The organism is Streptomyces cavernae (genome assembly GCF_004023625.1).
GTDB lineage: Bacteria > Actinomycetota > Actinomycetes > Streptomycetales > Streptomycetaceae > Streptomyces > Streptomyces cavernae.
This window is the reverse complement of record NZ_RPDJ01000087.1, coordinates 1-15600: the sequence shown is the minus strand read 5'-3', so window position 1 is coordinate 15600 and position 15600 is coordinate 1. Positions and strand designations below refer to the sequence as shown.

13 protein-coding genes are annotated in these 15600 nt (G+C 69.3%); 7 read left to right on the top strand and 6 right to left on the bottom strand.

The genetic code is table 11. The annotated features are described in order from the left end of the window. The 5 genes from EF387_RS47290 to EF387_RS45385 form a co-directional block, all read left to right on the top strand. Nucleotides 1–667: ketopantoate reductase family protein (locus EF387_RS47290; RefSeq protein ID WP_128382430.1), on the top strand; the 667-nt coding region annotated here is incomplete at its 5' end. A gap of 301 nt (nucleotides 668–968) precedes the next feature. Then, entirely contained in the window at nucleotides 969–2048 is a 1080-nt protein-coding gene (locus EF387_RS45400) for a tyrosine-type recombinase/integrase (RefSeq protein WP_128382429.1), read from the top strand. Further along, complete coding sequence (locus EF387_RS45395) at nucleotides 2045–2377, top strand: helix-turn-helix domain-containing protein (protein ID WP_128382428.1); 333 nt, start codon at nucleotides 2045–2047, stop codon at nucleotides 2375–2377. Before EF387_RS45400 ends, EF387_RS45395 begins: the two co-directional genes overlap by 4 nt. Before the next feature lie 4 nt (nucleotides 2378–2381). Beyond that, entirely contained in the window at nucleotides 2382–4001 is a 1620-nt protein-coding gene (locus tag EF387_RS45390) for a hypothetical protein (RefSeq protein ID WP_128382427.1), read from the top strand. Nucleotides 4002–4014: 13 nt separating this feature from the next. Then, nucleotides 4015–4530, top strand: coding sequence for a GNAT family N-acetyltransferase (locus EF387_RS45385; RefSeq protein ID WP_238432081.1), 516 nt, complete (start codon nucleotides 4015–4017; stop codon nucleotides 4528–4530). A gap of 449 nt (nucleotides 4531–4979) precedes the next feature. On the opposite strand, the gene EF387_RS45380 is transcribed toward EF387_RS45385, so the two are convergent. Continuing rightward, on the bottom strand, nucleotides 4980–5366 hold the full coding sequence (locus tag EF387_RS45380) for a PPOX class F420-dependent oxidoreductase (protein ID WP_128382426.1): 387 nt from the start codon (nucleotides 5364–5366) through the stop codon (nucleotides 4980–4982). 8 nt (nucleotides 5367–5374) lie between these two features. Then, the gene (locus EF387_RS45375) at nucleotides 5375–6310 is read right to left on the bottom strand and encodes an alpha/beta hydrolase (RefSeq protein ID WP_476691255.1); all 936 of its coding nucleotides are present in this window, start codon (nucleotides 6308–6310) and stop codon (nucleotides 5375–5377) included. A gap of 87 nt (nucleotides 6311–6397) precedes the next feature. Here EF387_RS45375 and EF387_RS45370 point away from each other — a divergent pair, with 87 nt between their 5' ends. Then, nucleotides 6398–6832, top strand: a complete 435-nt coding sequence (locus EF387_RS45370) for a MarR family winged helix-turn-helix transcriptional regulator (protein ID WP_128382424.1) — start codon at nucleotides 6398–6400, stop codon at nucleotides 6830–6832. A gap of 2498 nt (nucleotides 6833–9330) precedes the next feature. On the opposite strand, the gene EF387_RS49230 is transcribed toward EF387_RS45370, so the two are convergent. Beyond that, the gene (locus tag EF387_RS49230; RefSeq protein ID WP_238432080.1) at nucleotides 9331–10443 is read right to left on the bottom strand and encodes an ATP-binding protein; all 1113 of its coding nucleotides are present in this window, start codon (nucleotides 10441–10443) and stop codon (nucleotides 9331–9333) included. A gap of 255 nt (nucleotides 10444–10698) precedes the next feature. On the opposite strand from EF387_RS49230, the gene EF387_RS45360 reads away from it, so the two are divergent. Continuing rightward, entirely contained in the window at nucleotides 10699–13548 is a 2850-nt protein-coding gene (locus EF387_RS45360) for a helix-turn-helix transcriptional regulator (protein WP_128382423.1), read from the top strand. A gap of 57 nt (nucleotides 13549–13605) precedes the next feature. Here EF387_RS45360 and EF387_RS45355 read toward each other — a convergent pair whose 3' ends face one another. The 3 genes from EF387_RS45355 to EF387_RS45340 all read right to left on the bottom strand — a co-directional run bounded on the left by EF387_RS45355 (nucleotide 13606) and on the right by EF387_RS45340 (nucleotide 15449). Then, nucleotides 13606–14130, bottom strand: coding sequence for a DUF6262 family protein (locus EF387_RS45355; RefSeq protein ID WP_238432079.1), 525 nt, complete (start codon nucleotides 14128–14130; stop codon nucleotides 13606–13608). Continuing rightward, nucleotides 14127–14573 carry a transposase gene (locus EF387_RS45350; protein ID WP_238432078.1) on the bottom strand — a complete coding sequence of 149 codons (447 nt, stop codon included), beginning with the start codon at nucleotides 14571–14573 and terminating at the stop codon, nucleotides 14127–14129. Before EF387_RS45350 ends, EF387_RS45355 begins: the two co-directional genes overlap by 4 nt. A gap of 426 nt (nucleotides 14574–14999) precedes the next feature. Next, on the bottom strand, nucleotides 15000–15449 hold the full coding sequence (locus EF387_RS45340) for a zinc-binding dehydrogenase (RefSeq protein ID WP_162467356.1): 450 nt from the start codon (nucleotides 15447–15449) through the stop codon (nucleotides 15000–15002). Nucleotides 15450–15600: the final 151 nt, after the last annotated feature.

Genomic DNA, 15600 nt, shown 5'->3' with positions numbered 1-15600 from the left:
CCTGACCGCCGTCCTTGTCCGCACCCATCAAGTCGACGCGGTGCTGGAGTCACTCGCCGGCCTCGAAGGCGACGTGCTGTTCCTGCACAACTGGGCGGCCGGCGCGGAGCCGCTGGGCGTGGCGATCGGCCACGAGCGAGTGCTGCTCGGCTTCCCGGCACTGGGCGGCACGATGGACGGCGACGTAGTCCGCTACCGCGCGACCAACTTCATGACCAGCCGGGTCCCGATGCCGATCGGCGAACCCGACGGCCGGACCACCCCGCGCCTGGAGCGGATCGTCCGGGAGTTCCGCACCGCCGGGATCAAAGCCAAGGCCGAGCCGCGGATGGATGCCTGGCTCAAGACACACGCCGCGTTCGAGGTACCCCTCGGGCAGGCGGTGCACGCGGCGGGCGGCCCGGTAGCGCTGGCCGACGATCCCGACGCGGTCGGCGGCATGCTCCACCTCATGCGGCAGAACCTGGCCGCCCTGCCGACCCCGCCGGTCCCCCGCGCGTTTCTCGCACTGCAGACCCTGCCGGAAGGGCTGCTCGTGGCCCTGCTGCGGCGCTTCCTGCGCAGCCCAACGGCCGTACACAGCGGGCTCAGCGACGTCTCCCCTGCGACGGCGGCCGAACTAGGGCGGCTGGCAGAACAGATGCGTGCCCATGCGAAGGTCCGGTAGGCCATCGGTGGCAGTGGCTCCTCAGCCGCATCGCAACTGATTGCGCAGCCGGGATCTGCCGCCGGATCTTCGGCGCCCTCCGCCTCGGTCGACGACCGCCGAAACGACACCTCGAACACCCCGCACGCATGTGCGACATCCCGTGAGTTCCCCTGAGCCCCGCTGAGTCCCTGGGCCCGTGGCCAGGGGGTTCTTCCTCCTTCGTGTGCTCTGCCGACTTGTGACGTAACTTCGGGATTCTTGAAGCGTTCTCATCTCGTCCGACCGATTCGCAGTCGGGTCGAAGGTGAGGGGGCTCGGGTTGGCGGCGCTGGCAGTCGTACGAGACCTGCGTGAGCATTGGGCGCCAGCGTCGGCTGAGGAGCTGGAGCGGTTCGAGACCGATGTGCTGTCCGGGTTCGTCCTGGCACGGGCCTCAGCAGGGCTGGCGGACGGCACCATCCGCGGGGACGTCGGTCACCTGGATCAGATCAGGACCTGGTTCGGCCGGCCCTTGTGGGACATGGAGCCCGCTGACGCGGACGTGTACTTCGGGAAAGTGCTGCGGCACTCGCCGAGCGGCACCCGGCTGGGCCGGTCGCAGGCGTTGAGCACGTATTTCATGTTCTTGGAGCTTCGGCACAAGGTCGAGATCCATCGGATGACCGGCCGGGTGGTCGAGTGCCCGATCGACGAGATGAACCGGCCGCGCGGGGCCAAGGACGCCCAGCTGCGGATCCCGCCGAGTGAACCGGAGATCGGGACGTTGTTCACCGGCTGGGGCGGCGAGCTGGCCGCCTGCCGGAAGTTCGCCCCCACCGCCCGGAACTACACCGCCTCGAAGCTGATGTCCCAGGTCGGTCTGCGGGTGAGCGAGGCATGTGGGCTCGACCTGGACGACATCAAATGGGACCTGGGCCGCTTCGGCAAACTCCACGTCCGCCACGGCAAGGGAGCCCGCGGCTCGGGGCCGCGCGAGCGGATGGTTCCGCTGATCAACGGTGCCGACCGGACACTGCGGTGGTTCATCGAGGACGTGTGGGGTCAGTTCGACGACGATCACACTCGCCCGGGTGCCCCACTGTTTCCCTCCGAGCGTAAGAACACCGACGGCTCCGCCCGCAGGGTCGGCGACGACGCCCTGCGCAACGGGCTCGACAACGCGGTCCAGGCTCATCTGCCGAGCTGGACAGGCAGGTTGACACCGCACGTCCTGCGGCACTTCTGCGCGTCCCAACTCTATGGAAACGGGCTGGACTTGCTCGCAATCCAGGAGGTTCTCGGACATTCCTGGATCGCCACGACCATGCGGTATATCCACGTGCAGCAGACCCGGGTCGAGGACGCCTGGGTCGCCGGGATGGAACGGGCCGCGAAGCGGCTGGAAGGACTGGCCCGATGAGGTGGAACCTGCGGCTGACCGCCGCGAACAAGGGTATCTGGAAGGCGTCCGAGCTCCAGCGGAGCCTGGCCGAGCACGGCCTGGTGATCTCGGCCGGCAAGATGTCCGGGCTGTGGTCCGGCCAGCCGGTCTCCCTCAAGCTGGAGGACCTGGACGTCATCTGCGTGGTCCTCGGCTGCGAGATCGGAGACCTGCTGATCCCCGAACCGGAGAAGGTCCACCGCCCCGGCCAGGCAGAGGAGACCGAACGGGCCGCGGTCGGCGCGGGAACCGCCGCACCGAAGGTGATCCCCAAGCGCCGGGACGGCCGGTCGCTGCCACCGGAGTGAGCCGATGGCACGGTTCCCGAAGGGCTACGTCAAGCCCACCGACTCCTGCGACAGCTGCCTGGCCTGGGGAAACTTCAGCGGCCGCCTCTGCCCCACCTGCTACATGTTCGGCCGCGGCCACGATGCGGCCGCATGCACCGGCTGCCGCCGCGTCCGGCCGCTGAAGTGGAACTACTGCCGCCTGTGCTGGTGCCAGGCCCGCCTCAGTGCGAAGCACATCGGCGGCCAGCCCACGGACGAGACGGACGTGCGGAACCGGCTCGCCGCCGTCCGGCATCACCAACTGTTCTTCGTCGGGATGCACTACCGCAGGAGACCGACCCCCGCGGCTCGGACGCGCGGAGAACGGCGGGGAGCCCCACGCAAGCCGCCTCCTTCACAGGCCTGGCGCCCGGATCCTGGCTGGCGGCAGCTACCGCTGTTCGCACAGATCCCCCGTGACTATAGCCGGCTCGCCCTGGCCGACGCCGACCTGGCCAGCCCGTGGCTGGCCTGGGCAAAGTACCTCTCCCACCGGCTCGCCGAGACCCGCGGCTGGGGACGCAACATCCGCTTCGCCGTCAACCGCGGCCTGGCCCTCGTCCTCACCGGCTACGTCGAGGGCGACGTCATCCGGCACACGGAGATCTTCGCCCCGCTGCGGGCCCTGGACCTGCCGGTCGGCCACACCGTCACGGTCCTGGACGAGATGGGGATCTTCGAGGACGACAGCGAACCCTCCTTCGAACGCTGGCTCGCCGAGAGGCTGGAGGGTCTCGCACCCGGCATCCGCTCGGAGGCCGAGCGCTGGACCCGCGTCCTGCGCGACGGCGGCCCCCGCAGCCTCCCGCGACGGGAAGGCACGGTCTGGCTCTACCTCAACCGAGTCCGCCCGGCCCTGCTGGAATGGTCGAACCCCTACGACCACCTGCGCGAAGTGACCCGCGGCGACGTCCTCACCTACGTCAAGACACTGCACGGTCACCAGCGCCACGACCAACTCGTCGCCCTGCGCTCGCTGTTCACATGGGCCAAGCGGAACGGGCTGATCTTCCGCAACCCCACCAGCCGGATTAAGGTCGGGCAATACGAGTACGCCGTGCTGCAACCGCTCGTCCCCGCCCAGGTCGACCGCTCCGTCGCGGCTGCCACCACCCCGGCGACGCGGCTCATCCTCGCCCTCGCAGCGGTCCACGCCGCCCGGGTCGCCCAAATCGCCAACCTCATGCTCGACGACGTCGACCCCGGCAACCGACGGCTGACCATCGCCGGACGCGTCCGCCCGCTCGACGACCTCACCCTGAAACTGCTGCTGGACTGGCTGGAGCACCGGCGAAACCGGTGGCCGAACACCGCGAACCTCCACCTACTGATCAACAACCAGACCGCAACCAAGACCAGCCGCGCCAGCAACCACTGGATCAGCGCCGCGACGCGCGGCCAGGACGCGACGCTGGAGCGGCTCCGCGTCGACCGGCAGCTCGAAGAGGCCCTGACCCACGGGCCCGATCCGCTTCACCTCGCCGAGGTGTTCGGGCTCGACGAGAAGACCGCGATGCGCTACGCGGACTCCGCACGGGCACTACTGGAACAGGCAGCCGAGCACTCGGCATCGCCCCCGGGAAAAGAACTTGGCCCGGATTGACGAGACTTGAAGAATGACGGTCATGCAGACTCGACAGGCATGGCCTGATGACGCATCAGCGGTCGCCGGTGTTTACGTGCGCTCCTGGCAGGCGGCCTTTGCCGGTCTTGTCCCCCAGCCCTACCTCGACGCCATGGACCCAAGCCGCGAAGAGTCCGAGTGGAAGACACGCATCGCGGAGGCACGATGGCCATCGTCGGGAGTACTGGTAGCCGAAACCGAGGCGGGGATCGTCGGATTCGCAGGTTTCGGCCCGTCTCAGGAGACCCCTGCCGCCGCAGAAATCGGCACGCTTTACGCGATGCCCGAGGTCTGGGGCACTGGGATCGGGAAGCACTTGATGCTGGCCATGTTGCCGACTCTCCGACAGGCCGAGTACACGCAAGCCACCTTGTGGGTCCTGGAAGACAATCGTCGCGCCCGGCGCTTCTACGAAGCTGCCGGCTGGCGCGCAGACGGAACAGCCGTGGAAGACACCACCGGTGGGGCTTCTCTCAACAAGTTGCGCTACCGCCGCCCTCTTGGCTAACCCGCTCGGCGTCTTACCCGTCCAGGGGACCAGGAACGGCAAGGTCGCGAGTTGGCCTGGAACCCACGGAAGCAACTCCGCAGAGCCCGACGACGGACCCTTGAGTTCCCACCGAGAACCCTTCAGTTTGCGTGAACTCGCGGGACTCTACGGCCTCGGGGATCAACGGAACCGTGGTTATCGATGAGAACGATCATGGTCCCAGGGGTCGATACCACGGAAGGGATCTTCCGCGCAGGGGTTCGGGCGACGGCTAACTGATGCGGCGTCAGCCCAGCTACCCTCCGGCCCGTGCCGGTTGAGTTCTTATGCGCGACCCGGCGGAGGCCGAGGGGGAGGAGGACAGCGAGGACGAGTAGTCGCAGCGGTCCGCGAGAACCGGACGGCGGCCGAGGTCCACTCGGCGCTCGACAGTGACCAGCATGCACTCGCCGCGCTCCGCATGCGCGTCACGGCGTCGGCGTCACCCGGATGCCGAGCGTTCCGGCCTCACCTCGGCGCAGTCGGCTGCCGAGGAGGCTGAGGCGGCCGATGATGCCGTACTTGCGGGCGATGAGCTGCCGATAGCGGGCCGTGGTGGCGGCGTCGCAGATCTCGGCGGTGGCGGGAACCTGGTCGCCCGTCGAATTGCCGCGCAGATCGCAGGGGCCGACGAGGACATCGGCGCGGGCCCGGATCCGCTTGACCTTCCAGGAGTCCGCGGCCGTCCAGACGCCGAGCGCGTCGCCGTCACGCACCACCCAGACGGGGGTGGCGACCGGGGTGCCGTTCCTGCGGTAGCTGGTGACCAGCAGATACTTGCCCGTACCGAGCCGGTCCAGTGAGGCGTCGTCCATGCCCGCAGTCACAGGTTGTTCGCGTAGAAGCTGGTGAGTCGTTCGACGGCGGCGTCGACGTATGCGGGTTCGTCGTACATCTCGTAGTGGCCGGCGCCATCGATCACCATGAGGTCGACGGGGTTGGGGGCCAGCTTCCACAGCTGCATGCCAGTGTCGTAGGAGCCGGTGTTGCCGATGCGTCCGGCGAGGATGACCTGGAGGGGCTGGGTCATGAGCTGATCGGCCAGGTGGAAGGCGTCGTAGCCCAGCAGGAGGGAGTCGCCGCGCAGGAGGCGCCGGTTCGTGGAGTGTTCGTTGCCGCCGCGCTCGGTGCGGTAGTAGGTGACGGCCTGAGTGGTGTCGATGTCGGTCAGGCCCGCTGCCGTGGCGTCCTCGAGGGTGTCGGGCAGCCAGTTCACGCGGGTCATCTCGCCGGAGCGGGCCTCTTCGGTCCGTGCGTCCGCGAGGGCGTCGAGTGCTGCGGCCGGACCGTCGGGGGAGAAGCTGCGGAACGCGGCGCCGATGTTGACGGGGACGACTGTGCCGACCGCTTTGATGCGGTGGTCCGTGCGGGCGGTGTGCACGGCGTAGCCTCCACCGGCGCAGATGCCGAGGACGCCGATGCGCTGCGGGTCGATGCCGGGGGTCGTGGTGAGCAGGTCGATGGCGTAGGAGATGTCCTCGCCTCGGCGGTAGGGGTCTTCGAGGTCGCGGGGCTCGCCCTCGCTCTGGCCCTGGTGGGCGGGGTCGAGGACGAGCGCGGCGATGCCGCGGGCGGCGAGACGGGAGGCGTAGTTGGCGCCGATCTGTTCCTTCACGCTGCTGCCTGGGGTGGAGAGCACGACGGCGGGCAGCGGTGCGCTGCTGTCGGCGTTGTCGGGCAGGTGGAGGTTAGCGGCGAGGTCGATGGGACCGCGCGGGATCGTGAGGTGCTGGATCATGGCTGGCTTCCTTCGTGAGATTGTTGTTCCATAGAAGTCCAGTACAAGACCTCATCTTGTACGATTTAGAACTAATACGAAACTGTACCACATGGATGGAGGGACCGCATGTCGGTCGACGGGGCGCAGCTGTGGACGCTGAACCAGCGGCTGCTGGCAGTCGTGATGGATGCCTGCACGGAGGAGCTGGCCGAGCTCGGGTTGGAGACGAAGGAGTTCTTCGTCCTGGCCGAGGTGGAGGCATCGCCGTACCCGGCTGAGATCGCGACCGCGCTGCTGCTGCCCAAGGCCAGCGTGACGGTCTACGTCCGCAACCTCGTCACCAAGGGCTTCATCCGCCGCGAGATCGACGAGGCGGACCTGCGGCGTCACCGGCTCGTACTGACCGACGAGGGCACGAAAGCACGCGATCGAGCACTTGCAGCCCTCGCAGCGGAGTACGACCGCAGGTTGGCGAGGGTCACCCCCCAGGACCGCATCGAGCTGCAACGCATCCTCAAAGCGATGCTCGACTCGCCCGCGTCAGCCCGTATGCGCGAGTGATTCGTCTGTCCGGTGTTCTGCTGCTGCGATGTGTTTGTCCCAGTCGGCCTTGACCGCGGCTGTGGCGGTCGCAGGAGCCATGTCCACCGGTCGCGCCTGGCCGTGCCAGGTGCACTGGCATTCCGCGCGCACATGCTGAGGCTCACCGGGATGGTTCGGGAACGTCACGAGCCCCGTTTCCTGCCACAAGTCCCACTGCTGCCAGCGGTGCCAGTTCCAGGCGCGACCGCCGGTGACTGGCCTAGCCAAGCCCCCGGGCAAGTCCCTCATGGATGCGCCGGCCGTCTCGCTCGTCATTCCACATTGCGGCGCTCTGGCGCTTCATCGACGGACTGTCAGGTATTCCTGGCAGGAGCTGCCGCGGGTGCTCCTGTCGGCAAACGAGCGTTTGACGACAGGCGCCAGGCGCATCCAATGAACCCGGACATTTCGGGACGTGAGCGGGCGGTGCGGGATCGTGCCCCGCGGCTGGCACTGGCACCCGTGGTGACGGCCACGCTGCTGGAATGCCTATGGTTCACGGGTTTCTCGTCTTTCGAGTGCGTGGTGTCTACATCAGCTCGCGTTTGCCCCGCCTCCGGGCCGGATCGCGTCCAGTGCGGATTCAACCGGATTCGGGGCGCATTGATACCGGCAAACGTCTACCGATAATTCGTCCGCCTCGAATCAGGAAACAGCGTGGTCCAGCTGCGCGACCCACATGGTGGGCAACGGCGACTGACGGCTGCGCGGTGCCGTACTCCGTGTCTCACGGGTCACGATCGTGCCAGGCGTGAGCAGCCGTTTCAGCGGCCTGGGCCGTTCAGCGGCTAAGTACAGGGAAACCTGTCGCGAACCGGATGTTCACAGCCGGTCGGGACCCGCAATGGCGGCAGCGACCGTGCGACCGGTACAAGCCCGGCAGCGCGGGGCCTTGCTGTGTCAGAGGGTGCCGGTGAGTACCGAGGCGGCGAGTTCGGTGCGGGAGCGTCTTCCGGTGCGGGCGAACAGCCGGGACAGGCGGTTGGCCACTGCGTCTTCTTTGGTGTCTAGGACGGTGGCGATTTGACGGTTGGTGAGCTGTTCGGCGATCAGCGTGGCAAGCAGGTGGTCGTTCTCGGCGGTGGCCTCTCTGCGGCCGGGGACGGTCAGTCCGGCCTCGCGCAGCGCGGTCCTCGTGTGGAAGCGCCACAAGGCGGCGCCCGTCAGGCCGAACAGTTCATACGCCTCGTGCAGCAGCGCGGCCGGGACCGCACCCGCGGTGGCGGCCGCCACCAGGGTGGTCGCCGTCTCGAACGGCAGGCCGCGGGAGCGGGCCAGTTCCACCGCCTCGCACAGGTGTCCGCAGGCGGTGTCGGGGGCGTCCTGGCGCAGGACCCGGGCCGAGGTCAGGAGATACCTGAGCCGTGCCCGTCCGCTGCCCGTCCGGGCGGCGATCCGCTCCAGGCGTTCCAGGCAGGTCACCGCTTCGGCGGTGCGTCCCACTTCGGACGTCACCTCGGCGAGCAGGGCCCACAGCTCTTCCGTGCCGTAGACGTGGGCGTGCGTCTGTGCCGTGTCCAGCCCGCGGCGCAGCGTCTTCTCGGCGCCGTTCAGGTCGCCGAGGGTTCTGAGCACTTCTGCTTCGGCGGCGTTCATGGAGTACGCCGGTGGAGCCTCCTGCGGGTCCCATACGCTTTCCAGTACGCGCAGGGCACTGGTGGTACGGCCCCGGGCGAGGAGGATGGCCGCGGTCCGCGCGGGGAGCGGAAAACTGTCCGCCGTAGGGGCCTGGACCTCGTTGTTCGCCAGCAGCGGGCGGGCCGACTCCAGGGCCTGGTCCCACCGGCCGGTGAGGTGGTGCCAGAGGAACCGGCTGAGCGGGGGCAGTACCTCCACGCTCAGCCCGAGGGTCTCCAGCAGGGTTTCCGCCGCGGCCAGGTCCCAGCCGTGGGCCAGTTCGTCGAACAGGCCCACGGCAAGCGAGTACACCTCCTCGGGGGGCAGCTCCGGCGCCTCCCGCATGGCCAGTTCGCGTCGGAAGGGCTCCGGCCGGCCCAGCACCAGTTCCGCCGCTGCGCTGAAAATCCTGGGCTTCGCACGGGCAGGTGGGCTGGTGTTCCACACCGGTTCCGTCCGGAAGAGCAGCTCCCGTGCCTCCTGCCACCTCGCCAGCTGGCACAGGGCCAGGGCCTGGCCGCACACCCTGGCCAGGGCGGGTATCGGCAGTTCGTCCCACCAGCGTGCCGTCGCCAGCCGGGACAGCTTCGGCCAGTCCATCGCCTTGGCCGTCTCCGCCACGAGAAGGCAGGCCGCCTCCTGCAGTGCCAGTTCGGTCAGTGCTCCTCCCGGGTTGCGCAGCATCGTTTCCGCGATGGTCCGCCCGGTCTGGTGGTCGCCCGCCGTGTAGGCGGCCCTGACGTAGCGTTGCAGGGCCAGACCGCGGGCCGCGGGCTGCTCGCTCAGGTGGGCGGCGGCCCGGAACCACCGGAGCATCCCCCGACCCTCGGGGTCGGGCACCACCTGTTCGGCGGTGGCCGTCAACTCGGCCACCGCGCGTTCACGGTCGACCAGGATGCCCGCGTCCGCGATCCGGTCCGCCAGGTAGATCTGCGTTTCCGCCTCGTCGAGCAAGGCGGCTGCCGGGCGTATCGCCTGCCCGGCGCGCGTCGCGTCCGCGTCCGCCCAGAGCGCCTCGACCGCGAGGGCGGACAGCCGAGCGGCCACAGGATGCTCAGCGCCGCGGCCACCGCGCGACACGGCTCGCCCAGCGCGTCCAGTGCCGTGACGAACCGGTCGCCGTCCGGCAGCACCGGAACCGGCGTCCTCGCGCCGAGGAAGGCGTGGCCGTCGGCGAGTCGGATCTCGCCCCGCCGTGTCCAGCCGGTGAGCAGGGCGTCGATCGCCCCCGGGACCCCGCGGGTGACTTCGTATGCCCGCCGGGCCAGTGCGGCGTCGGGCGTCGCCTGCAACCGCCGCGCCACCAGCGCGGTCACGTCTTCCGGTCCCAGGCGGGGCAGTACCACGGTGCGGGCGCCCGCGACGTCTGCCAGCCGTTCCACGGCCCCCCGCACTCCGCCCGTGCTCCGCTCGACGTGCCGCGCCGCCGACACCACCAGCGGGACTTCGGACACGAGCCGCCGGAAATCGATCCCGCGGAGCACGGCCAGGGATTCGGGGTCGGCATGTTGGGCGTCGTCGACCAGCACGGCCACGGGCGCGGACTGGGCGAGAGCTGCGCGGAGCAGCGTGTTCATCGCCGGCCGGTCGCGCCGGTCGGTGGCGGACAGCGCCCGCGCGACCGGTTGTCCGGCAGGCTGCCGCCGCTCCGCGGCCAACCGGTGCTCCTCCAGCGCCATGACCAGCCGTAACGCCAGCAGCAGCGGGTGTTCACCGTCGCCCGGCGCACAGTCCACCGCCAGCACGGCAGTCCCTTGCGCACGCAGCCGCTCGCCTGCCGCCTTCAGGAACGCACTGCGGCCCACGCCGTGTTCGCCCCGCACGAGCACCAGGCGGGGACCGTCAGGGTCACTCAGGAAGTCGTGGATCTGCCCCAACTCGCGCTCGCGGCCGAGCAGACTGTCGCCGGTGCGGTCCAGGCCCGCGGGCGTACCCCAGCGGATCAGTTCGTTGGTGTCCGACCATGCAGCCACTGTGCAGTACTTCCCTGTTCAGAGATATGCCCGGGCGGACTGTGAACACGGCCACCTCCGGCTGTGTGCCCGCACCCGGCCTTTCGTCGGTGTGCGGACATTATGAGCGTCGTCGCCACACCGTGAACCGCCAGGGCCTGGGCGCGCCAACTTCCGGCGCCAGAAGTGCCGTTCATTTCCGGCCGGGTGGAAGGAACGGAAAGTGGCCAGGAGCCATCTCTCCTCAGGGTTGAGGAGAAGGAGCGGAGCGGCACCGTGCGGCAACAGCGTGGAGCGGTCATCGGCAGAGACGGCGCGGTCCGCGACGTAGTGGAGGCCCTGCATGCCACCGGTGAAGCGGCCCGTGTCCTGTTGGTCACTGCAGAGGCGGGGATGGGCAAGACCGCGGTACTGGAGCAGTCGCAGCGTGCGGCAGCCCAGGCCGGCGCCGCAGTGGTGCGGCTCGGCTGGGAAGACGAAGACGCCGAGGACACGGCCGACGCGACCGTCCTCGACGCAGGCTGCGGCCTGACCGTCGAGGACCCCGACGGCTGCCTGCCACCTCTCACGGCAGCCCGCCGAGCACAGTTGCTCGCCGCCGCGCGGGAGGGCGGGGCGAGCGCGCTGTCCGCCTTCTCCGAGGCACTGACGGAGGCATCCCGCCAGACCCCGTTCGCGCTGGTAGTCGACAGCGTCGAGCGGATGCCGCAGCACCGCGCCAACGCTTTGGCGCTGCTGCTGCGGGTCTTCCGCCCGCGAGGCATACCCGTGGTGATGGCCGGCCGGCCGAGGCCCGCGGCGGAACCCGTCCGCGCCCGGCTGACGGCCGCGGCCGACCAGTTCCTCGAACTGCCCCCACTGCAGCCTGCCGACGTCGCCACGCTCGTCAACGTCCAAATCACACGGCGGTTCGGCCGTCCGGCCGAACCCGCGCTGGCGGATGCTGTGTCGCGGGCGCTGGGCACACTGGCGGGCAACCCCCGCGCCGTGCTGTCGCTGCTCGACGCGCTGGACAAGCAGGACCTGGTGGAACTCGACGGCCGCTCATGCCTCGCGCTTCCGGAAAAACGGCTGTGCTTGGCCACCGGGACGGCCGAGCTGCTCCGGTTCGGCTGGCCCGACACGCCCGCGGACTCCAAGACCATCAAGGCGGCGATCGTCACCGCCCGTGTACTGGACCACGCCGAAGTGCACATCGACGACGCGTTCACGATGACGCCATCGGCCGGCGCCCGGTCCCTTGAGCACGCACTGGACCGCCTGATCAAGGACGGGATCCTGACCGTGGACCCGCAGGGCCGCCTGTCATTCGCCGTCCCGGCGCTCGCCGCGGCCTTACGGACCCTGCCCATCCAGCGCGACGTGCAGGGCAACTCCGCCCGGTACATCAAGCGGTTGGCTGACGAGCTCGGTGCCGAAGCCACCGGCCGCGGCTACCCGAGGCTGGCCGATCGCGTCGCGGCCTCCGGCCCGCTCCTAGACGATGCCCTCGCCGTGCCGCTGCTGCTGGCCGCAGCCCGCCAGGAGGCCGGGACCAACTGGCCCCGATCGGCCCGCGCTTACGCGGCCGCGCTTCACCGGCTCACACCACAGGACCAGCGCACCCGTGGTGTGCTCCACGAGGCGAGCAGCCTGAGCCTGCGGCACGGCGACCACGAAGGGCTCCTGGCGCTCGGTAAGCCGCTGCTCGCCCTCCTGGACCCACCGCATACCGAACACACCGAGGGCGTCGAGAAACCGGCCGGCCTGTCGAGCATTGCCGCCGCATGGGTGTGGGCAGCCCTTCACGAACACCGAGCCCCTTGCGCCGATAGCATCCACCCTCGCTTCGGCAAGGTCGCTGGCCGGTTTCCCGCCGCGGCCGGGCTGGCGGCACTCGGCGGCCTCTACGGCATCGGCCCGCTGACGCCCCGGCCGGCAACGGCCTCCCGCCACACCCCGGATACCGGTCCCGAGCGCCGCCGCATACCGCTGCCCTCGCCCGCCGAACTGCACCTGGTGATCGCCGCGGTGGGCAGCCACACCGAGCTGCACCGGGCACGGCAGCACATGCCCCCCGAGGCCATCGACGATCACACCCTGGACCAGCTGCGCGGTGCCGCCGCCTACGCAGACCTGGCCGGCGCTCTCGCAGCAGTCCTCGGCGACCGGTATGTCGCGGCACCCGAGGGCATCGCCGTCCAGTACCGGGGCATGGTGCGCGACTACCTGTCAGGGGATTGGGACGCCGCGCTGGCGGCAGCCCGCCGCATCGAGGTGCGCAGCCGCACCCACGCGGCGGCGGGCACCCCGCACCTGCCGCGGGCGCTGGCCGCGGAGATCCACTGCACGCGCGGGGACGTCGCACGCGCCACAACGTGGCTCGACCTGGTCCCAGACACCCTCACTCATCCCCTGGCCGCCCGGGCGCGGCTGGCGGTCCGTTACTGGTCGGGCCGACGAGAGGAGGCGCTGGAGGAAGCCTGGCACGACGCTCGGCAGGCACGAAAGAACGGCCAGCTCGCCGGTGTCGAGCGGCTGCTGCTGGGCATCCTGTCACTCGCCGCCCTTCACGATCAGCCGCAGACGGTCCAGCACGCCCTGGAGGAGGTGGAAACCCTGCACGAGGAGGCAGCCACACCCATGACCCACGAGGCCCTCCTCGTCGCGCGAGGCATCGCACACCACGACGCAGACAGCGCACTGACCGCCCACCGCTCGATCCAGCGCCGAGGCGACGTCCACCTGAGCGTCATCTCCAGCCTGTGCCTGACCCATATCGCCGACGACCCCCGGCGCTGGCTGACGGAGGCCGTACGCAACGCCCACACTCTGGGTCTGGGACGCCCCTTCCGCACCGCCGTCACCCGTGCCGCGCAGCAGCGCAACATCCCCATCCCCAGACTCCGCCAAGGCCGGGAGAAACTGACCGAACTCGACATCAGGCTGGTGCGCATGGTCACTGACGGCGCGAGCAACCGGCAGATCGCCGCAGAACTCGCCTGCAGCCCCAAAACTGTGGAACAGCGCCTGACACGACTGTTCCAGCGCACAGGCTCCCGCTCCCGGAGGGAACTCACCGCCGCCTGGCTCAACGGAAGCCTCACCCGGACCGCCTCCGGCCCCTCCAGCCTGGACGACCACTGACCCTGTGGACACCAACCCATGTTCCCGAGCCAAGTGTCCGGGCACATTCGCTTGTGCTCATGTGCGCTGGTTCAGGGCTTTGGTCAGCTCGCGGTTCGCTGCGCGGGCGGCAGCGAGCTCTGCCTCGCGTTCTTCCAGGCGAGCGGTGAGTTCGACGTTGTGCTGTTCCAGCCGGGTGATCGTGCGCTGAAGTTCCTCGATGTCGGCGGGCGCCCCCAGCCCCGACTCGCGCCAGGCCTGCTCACCCATGAGTTCCGACAGTCGTTTCTCCAACTGCTGGTTCCGTGCGGCGAGTCTGGCGTTGCGAGCTTGGGCGTTGGCGAGGTCGGTCTGGAGAGAGGCCAGGCTCACTGGTGACGCGCCCGCCGGGTCGTGCCGGGCCGGTGCCAGCTCGGCGGCATGGATCAGGGCGAGGAGGTCGCGGTGGCGATAGAGGAAGGTGCGGTCCACTCCCGCCTGCCGGGCGATGCCGGACACGCTGATCGGGGCATTCTTCTCCGCCGCGTTATTGATGGCCGTGACGACTCGTTGCCGGCGCCGTTCGGTGTCGGCTTTGCGGCCGTCGGCCATGGCGGTGCTCATGCCGATCTCCAGGGGCGGACGTCGGGCAGGGGTTGTCCGACGAGGGGCATGCCGAGCATCACGGTCCGGCTGCGGCGAACCACGGAGACGGCCTGCTCGATCTGTGCTCGGTCCTCGGCGCTCAGGTCGTCGAGGTCGGTCTTGACGCGGTAGATGAGCCGACGGACTCTTCGGATCTCCTCCTCGGAGGGCATGGCCTCGCTGCGCGCCCAGTCGTCGGCTTCGAAGGCCGACATCAGCTTCTCGCGGCTGCGCAGCAGGTCAGCGAGGTATGCCTCAAGGTCGGGGAGGTATGAGACATCGGTGTGGAAGTGCTCGCAGCCCAGACAGCGGAACCGCAGAGGACAGCTTTGCCCGCCGGCCGCGACGTTGGAGGGCTCTTTGCAGAGGCCGTAGGCGGTGGCGACCTCGCCGATCGCCCGCCTCACGTGCTCCGAGTCCATGAAACCCTTCCTTGCGCCACACACGGTTACCCTGCCGGTCGAACTGCAGGGCAACGACCCGGTTGACGGCTTCACGACGACGTTCCTCCCCGACTAATGGTGGAGTCGGGTATTGGAACTGTCTGAATGCTCGATGTGGATCCGTCGCCTTCAGCGCGAAGGGACGGCAGCGGGCGTCCGATGAGGGAGTCGAGGATGTCGCGAGCGGCTATCAGGTCGTCGATCGCCGCGTTGATCCGGCGCCGCTCTTTCGCCAGGCCGTCGATGACGGTTTCGGTTGGAACAGCGGAGCAGCCATTAGCACCAAATGCATGATCTTGAATGTTGGCAGGGCCCTCGGCGGTGGTTCCGGGGCCCTGCCAACGCGTGCCTACTCAGCGGCCTCGGATGGCGCGGGCGGTCTCCCGCGAGAGTCAGGGGGGCGGTTCACAGCTGGACGACGACTTTGCCCTTGGCGTGGCCCTGTTCAAGGTAGGTGAATGCCTCGGGGATCTGCACGAACGGGAAGACTCGGTCGGTCACCGTCTTCAGCCTGCCTTTGTCGACGAGGTCGGCCAGCACGGCGAGGTCCGGTCCGCTGGGGTGCATGAACATGAATCGGTAGTTGACCCCCTTCTTCCGGGCCCGATGGCGGATTCTGGCGCTGGCCGCCTTCAGTGCAGCGGTCACCACCGGGCCTGCGCCTATCTCGCGACCGGTGGCCGGATCGGGGATTCCCGCGACAGAGACCGTCGTGGCTCCCCGCTTGAGGATGTCGAAGCTGTTCTGCAGGTCCTGTCCGCCGGTCAGGTCGAAGGCGCCGTCGTAATCGCTGAGGAGGTCCTTGAACTTCTGCTCGTGGTAGTTGATGACCGTCTCGGCCCCGAGGAACCGCACCAGTTCCTCGCCGCGGGGCGACGCGGTGGTGGTGTCCGCGTACTCTCCGATGCGGCCGGGCCGGTACGTTTGAACGCGGCCAATGGTCAGGCCACGTTGGTGTCCCGTTCGATGGCTTTGAGGCGGTTCTTGAGCCGGTAGCTGGGGCCGT

Bases quoted from the DNA above. Each gene is read 5' to 3' on its own strand.
- EF387_RS45385 (WP_238432081.1), top strand. From the start codon at position 4,015: ATGACGGTCATGCAGACTCGACAGGCATGGCCTGATGACGCATCAGCG.
- EF387_RS45370 (WP_128382424.1), top strand. From the start codon at position 6,398: ATGTCGGTCGACGGGGCGCAGCTGTGGACGCTGAACCAGCGGCTGCTG.
- EF387_RS45390 (WP_128382427.1), top strand. From the start codon at position 2,382: ATGGCACGGTTCCCGAAGGGCTACGTCAAGCCCACCGACTCCTGCGAC.
- EF387_RS45355 (WP_238432079.1), bottom strand. From the start codon at position 14,130: ATGAGCACCGCCATGGCCGACGGCCGCAAAGCCGACACCGAACGGCGC.
- EF387_RS45350 (WP_238432078.1), bottom strand. From the start codon at position 14,573: ATGGACTCGGAGCACGTGAGGCGGGCGATCGGCGAGGTCGCCACCGCC.
- EF387_RS45380 (WP_128382426.1), bottom strand. From the start codon at position 5,366: ATGGACGACGCCTCACTGGACCGGCTCGGTACGGGCAAGTATCTGCTG.
- EF387_RS45395 (WP_128382428.1), top strand. From the start codon at position 2,045: ATGAGGTGGAACCTGCGGCTGACCGCCGCGAACAAGGGTATCTGGAAG.